Genomic DNA, 18,554 nt, shown 5'->3' with positions numbered 1-18,554 from the left:
CAAGTTAGTAGCGAATATAAACTAAGTTAGATTTAAATACAAATTTTATATCAATTCAGTTATAACTAAATACTAACTCAGACATAAAGGCGCGCCATCATTTTAGAAATCAGGACCATCTTAGTTAGTATTTGATTGAAATCTTATTTCAATTGAGATGTAAATGAATATTAATTTAGTTATAACTAAGTATTGATGTAGAATATATGTGATACATATGAAGGGTAGTTATTGTGCACTTTATGTTCTAAAAATAAAAAGAGACACAACATGTGTGTCCCTATTCGACGCCATATTCAGTTTTCATAGCATCTTCCATGTTTTCTTGCTTGTATCGGCGGATAAATTCTGAACGTTTTCCCAAGTCTTCCTCTTTGCGGAAGAGCCCTGCTCGTTTCATTCGTTCATTATCGGGAAGCTTGGACCACTCTTCGATTGCTTTTTCCTCTAACTTCCACTCAACCTTCATCCGAGCCATATTATCATTAATTCTCTCGAGCCGGCTCTCCTCACTCGACTTTGGCGCTGGAAGCAAACTTCGATGTTCTTCTAGGAGTCGCGTGGCAGCAGAAACAACCTCATCTCGTATTTCTAGCTGAGCCTTCTGAAGCTTCTCCTCGAAGGTAGCTTCTATTTGGCGTTTAATTGCCTCGAGGTCGACTAAGCCCCCCTCCCCTGTGCCCCAATCTAATGGAAATGGCCGTAATTCAAAAACATCGGGAAGTTGATCGAATATCAGCTGTAGATTATACTTCTTCGCTCTTCCTTCACTTATATATCTAGCAATCTCCAGGTCCGATTGATCATATACCTTTTCTCCAAGCACCCGATTAACATAATGGATCCTCTTCTCTTCTAAGGCATTAAACCATTGATTAATAGTGTTGTGGTGGTTTCCTTCTATTAACTTTGCAAATTCGGAGATTTTCCACGCTTTCTCAAGCTCCAATACGTTCGCCTCCTCTATATATTGTTGACATCAAGTGGTACGTAGTCTACTTGTAGGGTACTTGTACGCCAATCATACACAAAACCCTGAAGAAAGTCACGACATGTAGTCGACAACAGGCGAGATAATTGCTAAAGTGCCTACTTCATATGTACCTAACAAGCAACATACAGTCTACAACAAGTGAAAAACCTGTATTACATATATAAAATGGTGTATACAATATATCTACTATTAGTAGAATACAGACAACTTTGTGTTAACAATATGAATAATACATGTAGTATATAAACAACATTCAGTAAACAACATGTATAAACTAAGTGTTAAACAAGTTACAAATGGTAGACAATATGTACTATATACGTGGGTGATTTGAGTGATTAATAGGTAATTTTCGGTCGCTCCAATGACAAAGAGGGTCTTCATAAGTTAATATATTAGTAATCTAATATAGTGATATCGGAGGCGGGCTCAACTGAATTACATTGGAATGGTAATTGGGGGAATTTTTTCAGCAATAGGGCATATGATAGCATTCATGTTCAAGAATATCTTTATTCAAGTAAGAAGATTTGCGATGGATCCGGCAAATAGAAACACGATATGGAACATGCAAGCATTCAGTATTTTGACTATCCTTATTTTGTGCTTCTTATGGTTAGTGGGTAAATACCAAGACTTATTCTATGGGGTAGGGGATCCTGTATTTTACAGGGCAATCCCTTTGCTGATCTCATGCTTTTTGGGTCATATAATCTATTCAAGTCCCTTACTATTCAAAAGCACATATTCAAAACCAGTAATCCAAACATTCTTGAATGCGCTGAGTGTCTTGGCAGCGGGGCAAATTCTTATGCGCTATGTCCCTGGGTGGAAAGGACTTGTCATCTCTAGCATCCTGTTTTTGAGTGCGATCGCACTAACTATTTTCTATACCATGCAAATTACTATTCGCTCAACCGTATTTAACAGGTTATCAAGAGCTGCTGAAGAATCTACCCTTAACATTAATACTGCGGGCAAGTTATCAATAAGAAAGAGGGATGGAGTAACAAGTGACGATTTTGCTTCGCTCGATAAAATTGATTTAAGTAAGAAGGGATCCTTAAGTCATCTGAGATATTACTCTGAAGAATGCAAGCTTGAACTGTTCCATACCGTCCCGACAAAATACCGCCAAAGTGAGCTTATCGTGTTGAACCGAGGGGATCGGGCTCAACATCAGCAGACCATAGGTGGAACAGGAGCGGGTAAAACGCTTCTGGCAACAACCTTGGTAACGCAAGATGTGCTTAATGACTTTATGGGTACGACAATTTTGGAACCGAAGGGATCATTCATAAAAAGAATGGCGAACTTTATGGATAGAACCGGAAGGCCCTATCGAAGACTAGATCCAGAATATCCATTCACTGATTGTTTGAACCCATTTTTTGTACCGGAAGGTGAAGATATTGAACCTATGGTCGAGGCGAATGTGTCTGCTTTTCATGGGTATCTCGGACCAGATGCGGAACAATATTTTAAGAGTAGATCTACTCAATTATTGCGCGTTGGTATTAAAGCACTCAAGATTGTGATGGGGAACGATTGCACATATAACGAACTGAATCGGCTCATTCAGCCAATAAATGATGACTACCGGGCCGAAATCATGTCTGAGTTTATTGGGCGTGAAGCAGAGGTACCATTACTTCTTGAATATACAAGGAACATGGCAAGTGGGGGGAAGCTGCAAGAACATGCAATGCAGACTTATTCTGGCCTGTATGATTACTTGAGTGAGTTGACAGAAAGCAAATATGTACAGCAGATATTCTGCGGAAAATCTACTTTCAATATTGATGATGCTCTGCGAAACGGTGAGGTCATTCTGGTTAATGGAGCATACGGCAAGTTGCAGACCCTTACGTATACTGTAGGAAGACTATTCTTGAATCTCTTGCGCGCAAGTACGTTCAGAAGAAATCTAAATGAAAAAGTTCGCCCTCATCAACTGACCGTCGATGAAATTGAAATGTTTGCGGATGAAGAATTCTCGACTTTTCTTGAGATGGCCCGTGAATTCGAAGTATATGTCAATGTAATTCATCAAGGAAATGTACAGTTAACAGATGTCAGCGAAAGACTTGGCGGCATGGTAAAACAAAATGCCGTTCAAAAATTCATTTTAGCCGGCCTTGATAACGAAGATGCCGAATACTATGCAGACATGATTGGTGAGGAGTATCAGATCGGACAAAGCAGTGGAACCGATGAAATGTCTGCTACTGGATTCAAGACTCAACTAAAAGAAGAAAAGCGCTATCGTGTAATGCCTAGCGAAATAACGGGGTTGAAAGGGTACAATCCCGAAACAGGTGAGCCAGGCGAATGCTTGTTTAGAGGAGTGCATAATAACGTCAGGATGGAACCTGTAATAGGACTAATATATCCGCTACCAAAAAAACTATTTGAGCCACTCGGAGAAACGCAACAGCAGACATCATTCGCCGGAGAGGATATTGGAAAGGCGAATGTGCTGCTGATTGATGACGATGATAAACAGACGGAATCTGATTCTGTTCCAGAGAAGATCGTCAGTGCTGATCATGTTGTCAAAGAGTCGAAAAAAGACCGACTGGATCGCATAAAGGATAAGGGGAAGCAGGCTGCTAAAGAAAAGGGTAGTGGGGAAGAGGAGGGACAGTATACTGAAGCACCAACCCAAAATACGATTAGAAACTCAGCGTGGGACAGCATTGACGATGAACCAGTCTTGAAGGTAAAGGACAAGAAGAAAGAAGACAATTCAAAGAATCAGTCAGAGACGCAATTGGCAACAAAGAATCGGGCATTAAATGATTTAGAAGAAAAATTGGCCCAGCGTGCTGAGGCTGCAAGAAACTCAGGATAGAATGAAGAAAAAGCCGATTCCCTGGTATTATCCCCTTCAAGTAGACACTCAAAAAAACCTTCATTTTATCATGGAGGGTTGAGTGCCACTTGGAGGGGATATTTTTTATGGCAAAAAAGGGACAAACATTTCAGTCATATACTGAAGAATTCAAGCTAAAGGCGGTCCGAGCGTACGTTGGGGGCTCAGCAAGTTACAAGGTAATTGCTGAACAAGAAGGCATACGCAATTGTTCTCAATTGAAGGTCTGGGTGAAGAAATGGAAGAATGGAGAGGCGTTTGATGAGCGGAAAGGCCACGAACAAAATCCACTGAAGGGGCGTCCTCGCACCGTCTTTGGCAGCGTCGAGGAAGAACGAGACTACTTGAAAGCGCAGGTAAATTATTTAAAAAAGCGGTATCCAAATCTAATAAAGGAGAAGCGCTTTGCCAACGAGAGAACTACGAAATAATGGAGGAATTACGCCCGTTACACGGCATCACAGGCTTGTTAACCATTGCCGGTATACCACGGTCCAGTTATTACAAATGGCGAGCCACACAGCCACAGCGCGAGGCGAAGCAAGACAGAGATCTTGAGATCAAGGAACACATGATGGCCATACATTTTGCACATCCGGAGTTCGGATACCCTCGTATGACGAACGCTCTGTGGGAGGCAGGCTACAATGTAAATCACAAGAAAGTATGGCGATTGATGAAGGAATTAGTGATACAATCGGTCATTCGAAAGAAGCGGAAGACGTCCAATTACACGCCTTCGGTTGTCTTTCCCAATCGCTTAAGCCGTCAATTCCATGCTACAGCGCCGCAGCAAAAAATGGTGACCGACATTACTTATATTTCAGACGGAATGAACTTCCATTACTTATCCGTTATTCAGGATCTGTTCAACAATGAAATTGTCGCCTGGCAGTTATCCAACCGCAACGATTTGAAGCTCGTGCTCGACACGGTCGAGCAATGGACAAGAAAAAGAGACGTCTCGGAAGCCGTACTCCATTCGGATCAAGGCTTCCAATACACGTCTCAAGCGTACAACACACGATTAGAGGCATTCGGCGTTAAAGGCAGCTACTCTCGCAAAGCAACCTGCCTGGATAACGCATGCATCGAATCCTTCTTTTCGCATCTCAAAATAGAGAAGCTGTACCTCAAACAGTTTAATTCAGGAGCAGAAATTCAGCAAGCGGTGGAGGAGTACATTCATTACTACAACTACCACCGCTTTCAAGCCAAATTAAAACAACGCGCACCGATAGAGTATCGATGCGCGTTGGCTGCTTAGCTTTTTTCATTTGTCTACTTGACGGGGGTATGACCACCCGTAAAAGGGACATCGGCTTTATTATTATATAGAGAATATAGTGTAAGTTAATCGTTATCTTCTTCCTCAGTTATATCCATAAATAAGTCATTGAATTTTTCAAAGGCAGAGTGCCCAAGGGGGGTTAAACTATAAAGCTTTTGCCGGCCTGCTGAATTGAATTCGGCGAAGCCTAGTGCCTCAAGCCAACATACTGCAAAATTAAGCTCCCCACGCCTAACACGTGCTTTTAGGGAAAGATCCTCTTTATTCCAATCCTTTTTGGATAGAGCCTGCATTACTAATTTAGGTCCATTGGGTAGATTTTTTATCATCTTTTCCAAATAAGGCTGTAATGTACCTTCAATTTCAAAGTCAATAGACATGACGTTAAGCACTCCTTTACGATTGTCACTCAATTTATTAATATAGTAACACATTGGATTATTAATTGACATACAACAATGATTTCCGTACCAACCTCCAAGTATACCTGCCCGTTCGGGAAGACACAATATCATCAGATTAAATAAATAACAGTAAAAGATATATATCTACAGTCGATATATACACTATAATTGAACTGAACAAACAACCTAACTCCGTTGTCGGAAGATCAGCATGAATGTGGTGAAAATATGGACTTTCCCGTATGTGCAGCACTCTGTGTCTTGGGGTGGAGAAGTTTATTTTCAATAGGCTACAATCTATATGGTTATAAAATCAACTTCAAGCATATTTGGATTATGAGCCTGGTTCTTGGGATTGTATCAACTTTAAATATAAACGTTTGCGCTGTAAAAGTGCTTGGCCCCTTCGTAAATTGCTTAGCTTCTTTTGTTGTCATTTGCATCTCAAGACGGAGAGTAAGGGACGCAGTACAGATATCAGCTGTTACTTGTGGATTAGGTTTTCTAGTTCAAAGACTTACTTTTCATTACGGAGATTCAGGAAGCAGAATAACAGAAGACTCTGTAATAACTCTAATATTAATGGTGCTGGGGATTGTAATGCTGCACTAAAAAATTCATTTCACTTTCTCAGCAAGTCCTAGAATCATGGCCAATCATGGACATAGCCTAACAATACTTTGTGTTTCGTTTTTGATTTTCTTATCATCCTCCGGATACGTTTCGTTATTATTGCCCAAGGATCTGTCGTTTTACCTAATAACAGCTGCAATCATTGTTGAGATGTTCATGCTACTTGAAAAATCCTACAGGCTTGAAATACAATAAGCTTAATTTTATATGCCGCGAACGATTAAGGATCGTGATGAATTTGGCTCCATTTTATACACAATGCCATCCGTATTATTTTGAACAACGGCTTTATCTAAAGAACTTCTAAGAATCCTCGCCCGCAACCACGCGACGTCGATAAACTTTCCGGCCTGTCTTTTATCGAAAAAGATGCGGCCTTTTTTTTCGTCATAGAAGAATATCTTTCTTAAGTTTACATATGTGCCAACGTGAACTCTAATAAAGTCTGAATTTTCTAAGCGTTCTTCAAACTGCATGTACTCATGAAGGAGCATGCTTTGGTAATAAACTTGATCAGAAAGATGAACTTGAACCAGATTGTTTTCATCAACCTGCACATATAGGACATCATCTAAACTGATTTCTACAATGCGGTGAGTTTTTAATAACGAATCCTGGGGATCATCGACATGTCCAGCAATCCTCATTAATTCGTTGAAATCAGCTTCGTAGGCTTCCGCAAATTTACGTAATGTTTTTGGACGAGGAATAATCTGAGGTCCTGTGCTTCTATTTTCACCTAGTTCCACATCACGAATATACCCATGACTTAAGCCACTCTTTTCACCAGCTTTTCTAAGACTAAAATTGCATGCAATGCGGAGAGATTCCAAATGGGACCCGATTTTGTTTATACTCATTGGGATTTTCCCCTTCAATTAGGTTTAGGCGAGAGTTGGCAACCCGGCTATCATAGATACTATTCGTTAGACCCGTGGTTTTGCGTCCTGCGCTTTCGCGTAGTTTGCCCAATCTGCATACAACCTCTATAAAAAATATAGCATGATTTTCAAGATTATCCAGTGATTTAATGGGAATAAAGTCACCGGACTTTCGACATCGGAAAGTCATAATATGTCGAAAATTTATGAACTATGTCTGCTGTTGGCGAAACAACCCTGAATTGGAAGAAACATGTTGACCGAACAAATGGTTCGTAGTACAATTCCACTGTACTAAAAATAGTACATAAGGATCAACTGATCAGAAGTATTAAACGCTCATTTTAAGGAATTACAATAGTTATTAAGGACCATAATTATATAACAATCTGGAGAGGACGATTCAAAATGCAAACAGCAGCCGAAAATTCCAACAAAGTATCAATCACTTTATTATTTGAGGGCAATCAACATGACAGCAATTATTCCGTCTATATTCCGGAATTACGTCTTGGTGTAATCGGTGATACACTTGAGGAAGCGAGAGAAAATGCAATTGACCTGGCCAAAATGGAACAGACTCGGTTGCGCAAAACATGTAAGGAAAACGAGCCAATCATTGAGCGATTAGAGATTGACTTCGAATAACTGCAAGAAGAATAGAGATGGTGAAAGAATGCCGTCTCTATTTTTTTGAGAAAATCCTATTGAAGAATAACGAAGAAAAAAGTGAAAAAAAGTTCATTAAAAATTTTGTGTTTTCGAGAGTCGAGAGTATAATCAGGATAAAGTTTCCAGAAAGGAGAGAATCGACATGAGACATTTCTTTGATCCCTCGCTGCTCCCAGTAACAACTACAGATATTGACGGTAATATCCTTTTTGTAAAGACGAACGGCCTCAATCATTACGGATACCCAGACATAATTGCAGAGGGATTCATTGAAGATGGAGAACAGTTGATTCTCGACATCCTGGATCGGATTTTCAGCCTTGAATTTAACATTAGCTCGACTTGGAACTATGATGGGAAATTGTTTAACCTTGAGATAGGGGAGGATGGATTGGCGAAAATCCGCTACATTCCAATCGATCAGCCTCGCGTTATTTCGATCCCGAATCCCATAACGGGCGAACCGACTAAATATATTTCAAAAGGCTTGTCAGAGCTATATAACCATCCTGAAGCAGAGGTCTCCAGTGGATTGCTACATGGCAAAGAAATTCTAAGCCATTTTATCGACCAAGTGAAAGCCGGCACTATTTATGATGAAGACTCCATAATCGTATGTATGGAGCAGGTGTACGAGATTTCGGTCAGCTATGACCGTCTGGGCAATCTTGTATTGCTCATTGATCAACAGGCGGCGCTGCCACCTGAAAGGATTTAAACTTCAAAACGGAATGGGGCACCAGCAGCCAGCAGCAGCAGCTGCTGCTGCGGGGCACCTGACACGCATAAAATAGTCCTTCTCAATCCCATTCCAGTATAGTAGTATATTAGTAAATATATTAGTTAATTATTCAATATACTACTGATGGCAAAGGGGAAAGGAGCATGAAATGGGACATGAGCCTCCAAATATAATTGAAGAGCTTGATTTTGTTCTTACTCATCCCGACTGCAATGCAGCAGTCGTAGAAAAGTTTTATCATAACTGCTTGATCATTTATAAAGAGGTACCACTTTTCTCTATCGTGAACCATATGAGAAAGGTGAGCCCGCGAGTACTTAACGATTGGTCCAGAATGAATAAAACGGTTCAATATTGGATGTCCGATCTCGAACCGAAGCGTGAAACCGAAGAATCCACAAACAATAGCATTAAGGTGGATGTGGATCTAAGCGGACAGACTGCCAATAAGAACGGAATTTATTTAGTTTCTTGGGAGAGCAGCATTGAAGAACACATTGTTAAAGCACACTTCAAAGCCAGGTCTCTTATGGTCATAGATAAACGAGTTGATAAGTTAGTGGTAATTGGAGTAAGCAAAGTAAATAGTAATTTATACCATCTTTATGTGAAAAAGAGGAGGCATTTAGGATGAATGATCCATTGGTAATGAGTCCTATGCAAGAGTACAAAACATCCGCCCGCCGTAAAATGATTCATCAAGGCGTAGTAACCGGAATCGAGAATCACTCGCCATTTGGGAAGAAGATGCAATGCGCATTAGTAGAATTGAATAATGGACTTAAGGGATTAATCTACGAGGATCAATTCGACCGCAGAAAGTACAGCTCACTTGTGGGCTTTCTTGACCATAAAATCGACTTCATGGTTCTTGATGTCACCAAACTAGGGCAGGATGCTTCGAAGGTAAAAGTATTCGATGAAGAGAAGGGGATCGTGCTTCTTTCACGGGTACAAGCCGTTGACGAATTGCAAGAAGAGTTCTGGGCTACGGCTGAAATGAACCATATTATTACCGGTGAAGTTTCAGGATTTGAAGAAGAACGTATCTATCTCCGGATTAAAGGTGTTATCTGTGTGCTTCCGATCGAGGACTATGAGCACGATTGGACTATTACTGGAAAAGGTCTCGTGCCGTTAGGGACAGAACTCACTGTCAAGATCACATACATTGATCGAGATAAACAGCAAGTTCGCGTATCAAGAAAGGAACTTCTTGAAGACCCTTGGAAAAGAGTACATGATAAATTCGGAGTGGAAAATTTCTACACTGGAACAATTACAAGCGTTGTCCAGAACGTCGGGATTTTCATCAAGCTTGCGCCTGGGATTGAGTCGCTTGCATGGTTCCCGGCTGAGAACAAAATGCCCAAAGATGGAATCCTGTTGGGGAAAAAGGTCTCGGTCCGTATTAAAAACATCAATGCTGAAAAGCGGAGAATTGGTTCCAAAATCGTAGATTTCCCGCACGAAATCTAACGGAAGGGAAATAGCCGATGGATATTAATGTATCTCCAATAATCAAACCGCAAAGAAATGTTGCGGTACCCGAGCAGCCGGCATGGGACGACCCCTACGCATATATTACCGATCAGAGTAAACTACCAAAACAAGATTTTTATTACATCGATGAAAAAATCAACAAGAGCTGGATTACGGATCGTGATATTGATCTGGTCCGATTTATCTTCGTACATCGTTGGGTTGTACTGAAACAAATCGAACGGTTGTTTTTCCCTGACGTCGATCGTGATAAATCAGTTCGGGATCGGATTAATCGACTGATTAAGTACGGTTTATTGAGAAGAACCCAATGGAGCAGCTATTCGTTGCCAGAAAAGAATAGACCAAGCATTTATGAACTAGGCGATAGCGGTGCCGACATTCTCAAATATAAATACGGCATAATGGTTGGGCAGCGCGATCCGCGAACACCAAAAGCAACAACGATGATTTATCGAATGAGGTACGTCATTACGAATGAACTCTACATTCAGTTGCGGCAGTCATTCGACCTTGTACATTTTGAATTCCACCCGTCCATTAAAAGAAAGGAAGAGCATGTGGTACCAACGGCACAATTCGTGCTTCGGAATCCAAAAGGGAAGGAAATGCCGTTTTATCTCCTTTGTCACCGTGAAGATGAGAAATGGGTAAAAACCATACGCTTCCAGGCAAGATTCTTCAAGGAGTACTTTTCCAGCAGCGAGGAGAAAGATACCACTCTAGTTGTTCTGGTATCTTCTGATGAAAAAGCTCTTCTTGCAAGTAAAATCGCTGAGCAAGAAGGTCTGAAGAGCCGGATTTGGTTTGTAACCGACAAGGATTTACTCGATGATGCCGTAGATTTGAGAAAAGGATTCTTTGTTTTCAATGATGGCGAAAAGCTTTACTATGATCTGCGATGAAGAAAGAAAGGAGAGACGGATGAGTGATTCATACGATGAAATTAGAACTCTTAACAAGTGGCACACAACATGAAACGCTCATCGAGGTCATGACCCGCTTCAATCAGGCATGTAATCATATTAGTGAAATTGGATTCCGAACAAAAACGCACCGAAGTAAGATCAGGCTATTCAAGCAGTGTTACTATGACTTACGCGAGAATTATTCGATGCCTTCTCAAATGGTGGTCCGCGCCGTTGGAAAAGTTGTCGATGCTTATAAATCGGGTTTCAATGCTGTTATGAAGTTCGGTGAATACACCTCTGTTGTATATGATTCAAGGTCCCTTACATTTAAATGGATGAACCATGTATCTATTTCTACATTCGAGGAGCGGATTGAGGTTCCATTTCGCGTAGTGGAATACCGCCAAGGCACGTTTGATCGCCTTGGCAGCGGACTAGCTGATTTAATCTTACAGGATAATAAATTCTATTTACTACTGTTGGTGAACCTTCCCGTAGAATCCGATAGTGATGGAGCAAAGGTATTAACGGGAAATGGAAATCCAATAGTATCATATTAGTTTATTAGTTACTATATAAGCGTTTTAGGTAGGTGATAATGTGAACCAGAACCAACTTCTATTTCTCGTATACGACGATAGCGATTTTGCAGAATGGATCGAGGATGAGCTAGCCGAATACGGAAGATTGATACGCAGTATTGATTCGTTAGACTTTTTCATTCCTCAATGGAGCTCTATCGATTCTGCCGCGGACGTCATTATCATTCCAGAGACAGTAATCAAAACTGATGAATCGTTCCTGAAAATATATCAAACCGTACGCTCTGGGTCACCGGAAACTGTTTTTCTCCTTATCTACTTTCGAGCTAAAGATGAATTTACTACAAAGCTTGAAGAGGACGGAAATGTCTGCGTAAGCTTTGATGATTTAGACGCCGGTCTGCTTGAAGCGAGATTACGTGGGCGAAAACTTTCCAGTAAGTCTACGATTAGGCAAGCGAAGATCCAAAGACCACATCCAGTTGAACCGGCAATGGAGGATAAGAATAACGACACCAAAAAAACGGACAAGGCCGAAGTGCTGCAGACCGTAGAGAAGTTTGATGATAAATCACCAATAGAACCGGATATGAATGAAAATCGGGAATACATTCCGGAAATCCAAGCGAAGAATGATGATCTGGTACCAGGAGAGAACGAGCTTGTTGTCACAAAGGTAGAGACCTCTATAAAGATGGAGCAACCAAGTACCGACGTAAAGCCCAAAAAGGGGAGGACGGCGGAAGAGCAAAAGGTAAAGCTTCAAAAGATTAAGGAACGAATTGTAATCGAGGAAAAGATTGTAACGGTTCATGTTCCAGTACATTTTAACTCTATACTGGTCTCTGTTGTAAGCTTGTATCCTCGCGCAGGCGCGACATTCGTCACCGCCAATTTCGCAAGAATGCTTGGCGAAAATAAAGTTCCGGTGGCGGTATTTGAGCCCGTGCTTTCCAATATCGGTTCAACGTATTACGAGCTCATGCACGGTGAAACAAATGCTCCAAAGGATTGGAAGTCTTGGGCGGAGCAGATTCAAAAGAATGGCTACATAACGAATGAAAGATCATGGGTTTCGCACGGCGTGAATTGGATCCCTGCAAATGTTAATCCAACGGAGAATTGGACAGACGATCAAACCATGCAGCTTCTATTAGCTGCCAAGCGTTTTCCTGTAGCGCTTTGTGACATATCGTCGCATTACCAAGAATCACAGTGTAAAAAAATTCTGAGCATGTCGGACGAGATATGGATAGTTACTGATGGGGATCCAATTCAATTGAATCACCATTTGCAGCAAATAGACTCACTGAAGAACGAGTTTCCAGGTAAGCAAATGAGAGTCATCGGCAATAAGTGGGGGAGTTATATCAAGCAGAATGAGTGGAAGGATGCGGTTGCACTTCCGTCGTTGACACAAATTCCAGATCTCGGTGGCGCTGTTCTTAAGCATGCTTGGGAAGGAACCCTCCCATGGGATGATTCGAAAATGAAGAATCTTTTATCGGTTCCGTTCAGACCTATGGCGCGAGCTGTGATTGCAAAAGAAATGTATGCCTTAATGAAAAAGCAGTACGGCATTGTCGCAAAAATGAAAGGCTTGTTCTCTCAAATGAAGTCGCTTGAGGATGAATCGAAGACCAGAACATATTGAGCAGATCGAAAGGAGTAAGTTATGAATCGAAAGTGGATGTCCGCTCTCATTGGCTTAATTATTGTAGCCGGATGCGCAATAGGATTCAGTAAGTATATGCAAAGTGTTCAAACAGACGTTACTACTATGCAGATATGGAAACCGGTGACGATGATTCAATCCGGCCAACTTATTACATCGAACATGGTTAAAAAGGTCTCCATTCCTACCGTACAGCATATGGACAATGCGCTTCTAGATAAAAATCAAATTATTGGGAAGCGTGCCCTGATTCCAATTGGCGAGACTGAAGAGTTTCTTTCTTGGAAATTGGGCGACGATACACTATACCCCACGGGGGATGAGGAGTATATCGGTTTCAAGATCGACTTTGTAGGGGCAGTCAATAACATGGTTCGACGCGGCGATAAGGTGGCAGCTTGGGTGGAATACACCCAGCCCAAGGTACTGAATGGAAATGGGGAAGAGATAAGCGAAGTGCAGCAAGCTGCGCTACTTGCCGCGAATCCCATGGTAACGTTCAAGAAAATATATACCAAGCAGTTAATACCCAACTTGACTGTGGCGTACGTCAAAGACGCAGAAGGTAATGAAATCGCGGATGCAACATCTAACGGCCCATTATCTCTTGGTTCAAGCAGCCAAAAAGACGAGGAGAATGCAGAGCGATACCGTCAAAATGCTACGGGGCAGCCGGCGTACATCACGTTCATCATGTCACCTGCAGAATACGAAGTCTTTGCAGCTGGAGCGAAAGATGGAACGATACGGCTTGGCTTGCCGAATTCAATGAATATCATTGGTACGGTCACAAAGGTTGAGAGCAAAGTAGGCGATCAGCAAGCTAAGGATCAAACCGTACCAGTTACAAAAATTGATACTAACATTTCCATCACGCCTGACAAGAAAAACGTACCGGCAAATGCCCAGACGAATTCGGGAACGGAAAGTAAGGAAGGGGTGTCTAAATGAGAATTCTATTTGCATTTTCCAAACCCAATCATGCTGAGGCAGTCGGCACAGGAGTATCAAAGGAAGACGACGCAACATATGCCTTTAATGAATCCGAACTGAATAAGGCGTTAATTAAGTCGGGAAAGGATCTGGACTTCATATTCGTGCACGAAGATATCTTCAATACGAAATATCCATGGGAATGGATGAGCTATATCAAAACTTCTGTAGCTGAAATGACGAAGATCGTAATTTTAATATCTGAAACCACAGATTCATGGTATCGAGAAATCATTCAACGCCTCAGTCTCGATTTGGGAATTTCACTCATACCAAATGGGTTAACCTTGGACGAGTTAGCAGAAGAGATTGGCTCTCGATTGTCCGCTAAGCCTAAGTCGAGTGAAGTGGCAGAGGGTGGAGGTACGCTTGTTACATTCATGGCAGCCTCACCAAAGGACGGGGCGACAACAATTGCCATATCAACGGCAGTATGTGCGGCGCAGCGGATGCCAGAGAAAAAGGTGTTACTTGTTGATTTCAATCTGAAAAGTCCCGAAATTCGTGACCACCTGAATGTACAGTCGGATAAAGGTTATCAGATGATTCAAGCGGATTGTGACTCGGGAACACTGGAATCGAGTTCTCTCATGAAAGCTTGCGAGCAGCTGAAGGATGTAGCAAACCTCTACATCTTAACAGGCATTCAGCGTCGAGAATGGGCAGAGAAAATTACCATTGAAGAAATAGGTCATTTTCTATCGGTAGCGAGGAAATCGTTCGATTTAATCATAGCCGATGTCCATACGTTCCCTGACCAAGCTGCAACATTGAAATGCATAAAAGATGCTGATACCCGCCTTGTAGTTGTCCAGCCTATTGTAACGAGTTATCAGTCTTCATGGAATGACTGGTACAACAGCGTTTGGCAGCATTACGGCATGAAGGAATCAGACTTCAAATTGGTCATGAACCGCGATAATAAAGGCGCACTCGACGGATACGGCATTGAAAAAGCAATGGGCACCAAGATTATTGCTCGGATCCGGAATGTAGATAAAGGAGCCGGCATCAAAGCGATTAATTATGGACAACCTCTTTACTTCAATAGTGGTGATGAATCCGCCGATTTCCGCGACAACATATTGCAACTAACTGCAATGATTACAGAGAGCGCGAAAATCGAAATGGTTCCGCTTCAGGCCGACAGTAAGTCAGCTCTTAAAGGAAGGCGAAAACTCTTTGGATTGATCTGATAGGGGGGAAAGAATTGGACGCTATTCTACCGGCCAGGAGACAACGAAATAATTTTAGCATCGTAGAACAACTTCAGAAAGAAAAGCAAGAGAAGAAAAAAACAACCGCGAACCGAGGTTATCAGCATCGTACGCTCGAGGAAGTCGTGAAAATCGTACAGGACTTCTTGAAAAAGACGGATGGTACGGCTGAAGAGCAAGATGAGCATAAAGAAATGGTTCATCAAGCCGGCTTAGGTAACCCGGTAGCTCAAGAGAAAGTAAAAGCGATCATTAAGCAGATCATTTACGACAACATGCTTTACGCATCTATTGGCGAGCTGCAGGAGCGAATGAGTTTATGGGAAGCAGTGTTTGCCCTTACCGTTGGTGCAGGGTACGTGGAGGATCTATATAAAGGAAAAGACATCGAAGAAGTGCAGGTGAACGGCACCGAAATTTATATCATGAAAGATGGAGTATCGGTAAAGTTCCCAAGGGTTTTTGACACAATCGAACAGGTAATTCGCCTTCAGGAAAGACTTGCACTTTATGGGCGTGCTCGAATTAACGAGCAGCATCCGATATGTCATACCTATATGTACAACAAAGCGCGGCTTACCATGACGCAGGCTCCATACTCGGCGTTTCCGACGATCGCTATCCGTAACTTTATTTTGAAAGATCCGGACTTACACACTACGCTTGTCGATCGCGGGACTTTGAATAAGGCGATGGCCCAGTTCCTCAGTCTTCTTGTAAAGTATCACGCCTCAATTATTGTTGCCGGCGGTACTAAGACTGGGAAAACGACAACCTTGTATGCTTTAGCGAAAGAAATCCCGGTCCTCGAGCGTGTACTTTCACTCGAAACGGAAATGGAAATGCGACTCGATGAACGCCTTCCTGGTCGAAACATCGTTCCTTTTCAGGCAGTTCCTGAACTCGGAATATCGATGGAAGACGCCTTTAAGCCGCTTCTCCGGGAGAGCCCGGATCGCATCATTATTGGCGAGATTCGCGGTTCAGAGGCATCCCAGGCAGTGCAAGCAGCACTTCGTGGGCACGATACAATGGTCTCGCTTCACTCTAAATACCGCAGCATGATTATCACCGACATTATGGATATGGTGAAGCAGGATGGCCGATCGCATGATGACAACCTACTTAAAAACAGAATTGGCCGTGCATTCAACATCGTCGTTTACCAACGCTTTGTAAAAGTGCACGATTACAAGAATATCCGTGTTATGACCGAAATCACCGAAATCGTTCCGACCGAAAGCGGTGAAAATGAAATGCGGCCAATCTTTCTATGGAACATGGAGAAAAAGGATTGGGAGCGAACGGAGCATAAAATCAGCGACGAGCTGATGGAACACATGATCAGCTACGGCGCCATTCCCGAGGAATTCAAAGAGATGGACGTTTACTAATGCAGCTCATAGAGATTGCATTTCTGGCCACCTTCGTAATTGGGATGATCTTGATTGTGGAGCCGATTGTCGGACGTCTCCTAGTCGGGTTCATGGTCATAAGACGGAATCGCTTCTACGACAAACGTAAAAATAATGGACGGCTCGAGAATGTACCAACTAAGTCCATTTTCGATCATCCCGTTATTAAAAAACTGGACGAGTACATGAGCATAGCAGAGATCAAGACGCCAGCAAAGTATCTGCTCTCTATATGCATGATCATCCTGTTACTGCTGTTCATTGTTTCAAATAAGCTCATGCCCGCTCCACTCTATAATTTGATCATTGGCGTATTGTTCGGTACTATCCCGCTTCTATGGGTCTGGTCTAGACATCAGAAAAAAACCCTTGCGATGGCAAAGGTCATGATTCCTACCGTACAGAACTTTATTGGATTCTTTACGGACGCGGAAAATCTTGAAAATGCCATTTACAAGTCAGCGAGAACCATAGAGCCAGAAATCGCAAACGAATGGAACAGGCTAATCATGGACTTACAGACAGGAGAAAAGCCGGAAAAAGCCTTAATCCAGTTTGCAGAGCGTGTAGGTAATGACTGGGCTCATTACTTTGCAGACATCTTGATTACGCACATCGATACTGGCGTTAACATTACGGCCTCCTTGTTTAAGCTGATAAGCGAAATGCAGAACTCCGAGTACAACGAAGAAAAACGGATCACGCTGCTTACGACGTACAAGTGGGGAACTTTCATCATGATCGCATTGTCGGTATTTGTTGTTTATTTCAACATCAAGATGGATCCGGCAAACTACAGGTACTACTTTTTAACCGCATCCGGTGTGCACATCGTTACTCTATCTGTTATCGTACTGTTCATTTCGTTTTTGGGTGCGATGCATATGGGGAGGAAGAAACTCTAAGAAGGGGGAGAGCACCTTGATAAGTTGGATCATCCTTATCGCTTTTACGATCGGCATTGCCTTAATCGTCGTTCCACAGGCGTTATCTGTGAAGTTCAAGCGAAGACTTCGCGTTCCTTCGACAAAAACAAAACGAAAACAGCTGCTTCAGGACATGTACGCTTCAGCGGTGGCCAAGGAGCAGAACAGAAAGTCGAATTACAAGATCGCAAGAAAATTAAAGACAGCAGGTTATCCGTTCGGCATGCAGGTCTTTCATTATCAAATGTTACGGCTTGTCTTACCGGTGGCTATCGCTATCCTTCTTTTATTCCTATATACCGTAAAAAACAGCATGAATGGATATTCAGCTCCATTCCCTTTTTTACCGTTTATAGCAGTTGTCTTAGGCGCTTATTTTGTACCGCCGCTCATGCTTAGCATGATCGCGCGGAGGCGCCGGGAGGTAATTGCCGAGGAGATCGTGAAATTTTCGCACCGGTTAATTGTCTGTATTACAGACAAGATTCCCTTGTACTATGCCGTCCGGCGAGCAGGGAGGACTTGCAAGATACTAAAACCTTATGTCGATGATTTGCTTATTGATTGGATGGACAATCCGAGAGCAGCAATCAACAATTTCGGAGAACAGATCGGGATCAACGAGGTTTTACCTCTGACCAATACACTTCTTGCTAGTTGGAACGCCCCTCAAGAAAAAATACTTAATCTCTTCGATGCTCAAGTGAGAAACATCGATACGATGAGGGATTTCCAAGTGAAAAAGAAGATCGAGGCTTCGCCTCTCCGCGTTACCTTTGTAATCATGATACCTTTTGCGGTAGCGGGCATTCTGTGCATGCTGCCCTGGTATATAAGCTTTCAAGAAGTCATCCGGCAGGTATTTTGAAGGGGGGGGACC

Annotated in this window: 17 protein-coding genes, 1 pseudogene and 1 riboswitch; of the genes and pseudogenes, 15 read left to right on the top strand and 3 right to left on the bottom strand. The window is 42.3% G+C overall.

Annotation, left to right across the window (positions count from 1 at the left end; all coding sequences use genetic code 11):
* Window positions 1-280: 280 nt before the first annotated feature.
* Window positions 281-949: a MerR family transcriptional regulator gene (locus GZH47_RS31620; RefSeq protein WP_162645595.1), complete on the bottom strand. Its 669-nt coding sequence runs from the start codon at window positions 947-949 to the stop codon at window positions 281-283.
* A gap of 541 nt (window positions 950-1,490) precedes the next feature.
* Between GZH47_RS31620 and GZH47_RS31615 the strand changes: the two genes are divergently transcribed.
* The 3 genes and pseudogenes from GZH47_RS31615 to GZH47_RS31610 all read left to right on the top strand — a co-directional run.
* A complete protein-coding gene (locus tag GZH47_RS31615; RefSeq protein WP_225446635.1) occupies window positions 1,491-3,848 on the top strand; it encodes a type IV secretory system conjugative DNA transfer family protein in 2,358 nt (785 codons plus the stop codon).
* Window positions 3,849-3,955: 107 nt separating this feature from the next.
* Entirely contained in the window at window positions 3,956-4,300 is a 345-nt protein-coding gene (locus GZH47_RS34740) for a transposase (protein WP_404823835.1), read from the top strand.
* Window positions 4,261-5,136, top strand: a pseudogene (locus GZH47_RS31610) (IS3 family transposase); the annotation flags it as partial. The gene GZH47_RS34740 and the pseudogene GZH47_RS31610, both read left to right, overlap by 40 nt.
* An 86-nt stretch (window positions 5,137-5,222) precedes the next feature.
* Here the strand turns inward: GZH47_RS31610 and GZH47_RS31605 are convergent.
* Entirely contained in the window at window positions 5,223-5,540 is a 318-nt protein-coding gene (locus tag GZH47_RS31605) for a hypothetical protein (RefSeq protein WP_162645593.1), read from the bottom strand.
* Window positions 5,541-6,400: 860 nt separating this feature from the next.
* Window positions 6,401-7,057: a LytTR family transcriptional regulator DNA-binding domain-containing protein gene (locus tag GZH47_RS31600; protein WP_162645592.1), complete on the bottom strand. Its 657-nt coding sequence runs from the start codon at window positions 7,055-7,057 to the stop codon at window positions 6,401-6,403.
* A gap of 34 nt (window positions 7,058-7,091) precedes the next feature.
* Window positions 7,092-7,176, bottom strand: a riboswitch (cyclic di-GMP riboswitch).
* Between the two features lie 310 nt (window positions 7,177-7,486).
* Here GZH47_RS31600 and GZH47_RS31595 point away from each other — a divergent pair.
* The 12 genes from GZH47_RS31595 to GZH47_RS31540 all read left to right on the top strand — a co-directional run bounded on the left by GZH47_RS31595 (window position 7,487) and on the right by GZH47_RS31540 (window position 18,542).
* Entirely contained in the window at window positions 7,487-7,726 is a 240-nt protein-coding gene (locus GZH47_RS31595) for a type II toxin-antitoxin system HicB family antitoxin (protein ID WP_162645591.1), read from the top strand.
* A 166-nt stretch (window positions 7,727-7,892) separates the two neighbouring features.
* Window positions 7,893-8,468 carry a hypothetical protein gene (locus GZH47_RS31590; protein WP_162645590.1) on the top strand — a complete coding sequence of 192 codons (576 nt, stop codon included), beginning with the start codon at window positions 7,893-7,895 and terminating at the stop codon, window positions 8,466-8,468.
* Window positions 8,469-8,640: 172 nt separating this feature from the next.
* Window positions 8,641-9,126: a hypothetical protein gene (locus tag GZH47_RS31585; protein ID WP_162645589.1), complete on the top strand. Its 486-nt coding sequence runs from the start codon at window positions 8,641-8,643 to the stop codon at window positions 9,124-9,126.
* Window positions 9,123-9,971, top strand: a complete 849-nt coding sequence (locus GZH47_RS31580) for a hypothetical protein (protein WP_162645588.1) — start codon at window positions 9,123-9,125, stop codon at window positions 9,969-9,971. The genes GZH47_RS31585 and GZH47_RS31580 overlap by 4 nt, the downstream gene beginning before the upstream one ends.
* A gap of 17 nt (window positions 9,972-9,988) precedes the next feature.
* The gene (locus GZH47_RS31575; RefSeq protein WP_162645587.1) at window positions 9,989-10,900 is read left to right on the top strand and encodes a replication-relaxation family protein; all 912 of its coding nucleotides are present in this window, start codon (window positions 9,989-9,991) and stop codon (window positions 10,898-10,900) included.
* Window positions 10,901-10,923: 23 nt separating this feature from the next.
* The gene (locus tag GZH47_RS31570; protein WP_162645586.1) at window positions 10,924-11,466 is read left to right on the top strand and encodes a hypothetical protein; all 543 of its coding nucleotides are present in this window, start codon (window positions 10,924-10,926) and stop codon (window positions 11,464-11,466) included.
* Between the two features lie 40 nt (window positions 11,467-11,506).
* Complete coding sequence (locus GZH47_RS31565) at window positions 11,507-13,102, top strand: CpaE/TadZ family protein (RefSeq protein WP_162645585.1); 1,596 nt, start codon at window positions 11,507-11,509, stop codon at window positions 13,100-13,102.
* 21 nt (window positions 13,103-13,123) lie between these two features.
* Window positions 13,124-14,074, top strand: a complete 951-nt coding sequence (locus GZH47_RS31560) for an SAF domain-containing protein (protein ID WP_162645584.1) — start codon at window positions 13,124-13,126, stop codon at window positions 14,072-14,074.
* Window positions 14,071-15,312: a CpaE/TadZ family protein gene (locus GZH47_RS31555; RefSeq protein ID WP_162645583.1), complete on the top strand. Its 1,242-nt coding sequence runs from the start codon at window positions 14,071-14,073 to the stop codon at window positions 15,310-15,312. Before GZH47_RS31560 ends, GZH47_RS31555 begins: the two co-directional genes overlap by 4 nt.
* Window positions 15,313-15,326: 14 nt before the next feature.
* Window positions 15,327-16,727: an ATPase, T2SS/T4P/T4SS family gene (locus tag GZH47_RS31550; protein WP_162645582.1), complete on the top strand. Its 1,401-nt coding sequence runs from the start codon at window positions 15,327-15,329 to the stop codon at window positions 16,725-16,727.
* A gap of 56 nt (window positions 16,728-16,783) precedes the next feature.
* Entirely contained in the window at window positions 16,784-17,653 is an 870-nt protein-coding gene (locus GZH47_RS31545; protein WP_162645581.1) for a type II secretion system F family protein, read from the top strand.
* 16 nt (window positions 17,654-17,669) lie between these two features.
* Complete coding sequence (locus GZH47_RS31540) at window positions 17,670-18,542, top strand: hypothetical protein (RefSeq protein WP_162645580.1); 873 nt, start codon at window positions 17,670-17,672, stop codon at window positions 18,540-18,542.
* Window positions 18,543-18,554 lie beyond the last annotated feature (12 nt).

Source organism: Paenibacillus rhizovicinus (assembly GCF_010365285.1).
GTDB classification, from domain to species: Bacteria; Bacillota; Bacilli; order Paenibacillales; family Paenibacillaceae; genus Paenibacillus_Z; species Paenibacillus_Z rhizovicinus.
The sequence above is the reverse complement of the archived record's forward strand: the minus strand, read 5'-3'. Positions and strand labels throughout refer to the sequence as shown.

What these genes read in the sequence shown, in the direction of transcription:
- GZH47_RS31615 (WP_225446635.1), top strand. Translation starts at nt 1,491, where the DNA reads ATGTTCAAGAATATCTTTATTCAAGTAAGAAGATTTGCGATGGATCCG.
- GZH47_RS34740 (WP_404823835.1), top strand. Translation starts at nt 3,956, where the DNA reads ATGGCAAAAAAGGGACAAACATTTCAGTCATATACTGAAGAATTCAAG.
- GZH47_RS31605 (WP_162645593.1), bottom strand. Translation starts at nt 5,540, where the DNA reads ATGTCTATTGACTTTGAAATTGAAGGTACATTACAGCCTTATTTGGAA.
- GZH47_RS31600 (WP_162645592.1), bottom strand. Translation starts at nt 7,057, where the DNA reads ATGAGTATAAACAAAATCGGGTCCCATTTGGAATCTCTCCGCATTGCA.
- GZH47_RS31595 (WP_162645591.1), top strand. Translation starts at nt 7,487, where the DNA reads ATGCAAACAGCAGCCGAAAATTCCAACAAAGTATCAATCACTTTATTA.
- GZH47_RS31590 (WP_162645590.1), top strand. Translation starts at nt 7,893, where the DNA reads ATGAGACATTTCTTTGATCCCTCGCTGCTCCCAGTAACAACTACAGAT.
- GZH47_RS31585 (WP_162645589.1), top strand. Translation starts at nt 8,641, where the DNA reads ATGGGACATGAGCCTCCAAATATAATTGAAGAGCTTGATTTTGTTCTT.
- GZH47_RS31580 (WP_162645588.1), top strand. Translation starts at nt 9,123, where the DNA reads ATGAATGATCCATTGGTAATGAGTCCTATGCAAGAGTACAAAACATCC.
- GZH47_RS31575 (WP_162645587.1), top strand. Translation starts at nt 9,989, where the DNA reads ATGGATATTAATGTATCTCCAATAATCAAACCGCAAAGAAATGTTGCG.
- GZH47_RS31560 (WP_162645584.1), top strand. Translation starts at nt 13,124, where the DNA reads ATGAATCGAAAGTGGATGTCCGCTCTCATTGGCTTAATTATTGTAGCC.
- GZH47_RS31555 (WP_162645583.1), top strand. Translation starts at nt 14,071, where the DNA reads ATGAGAATTCTATTTGCATTTTCCAAACCCAATCATGCTGAGGCAGTC.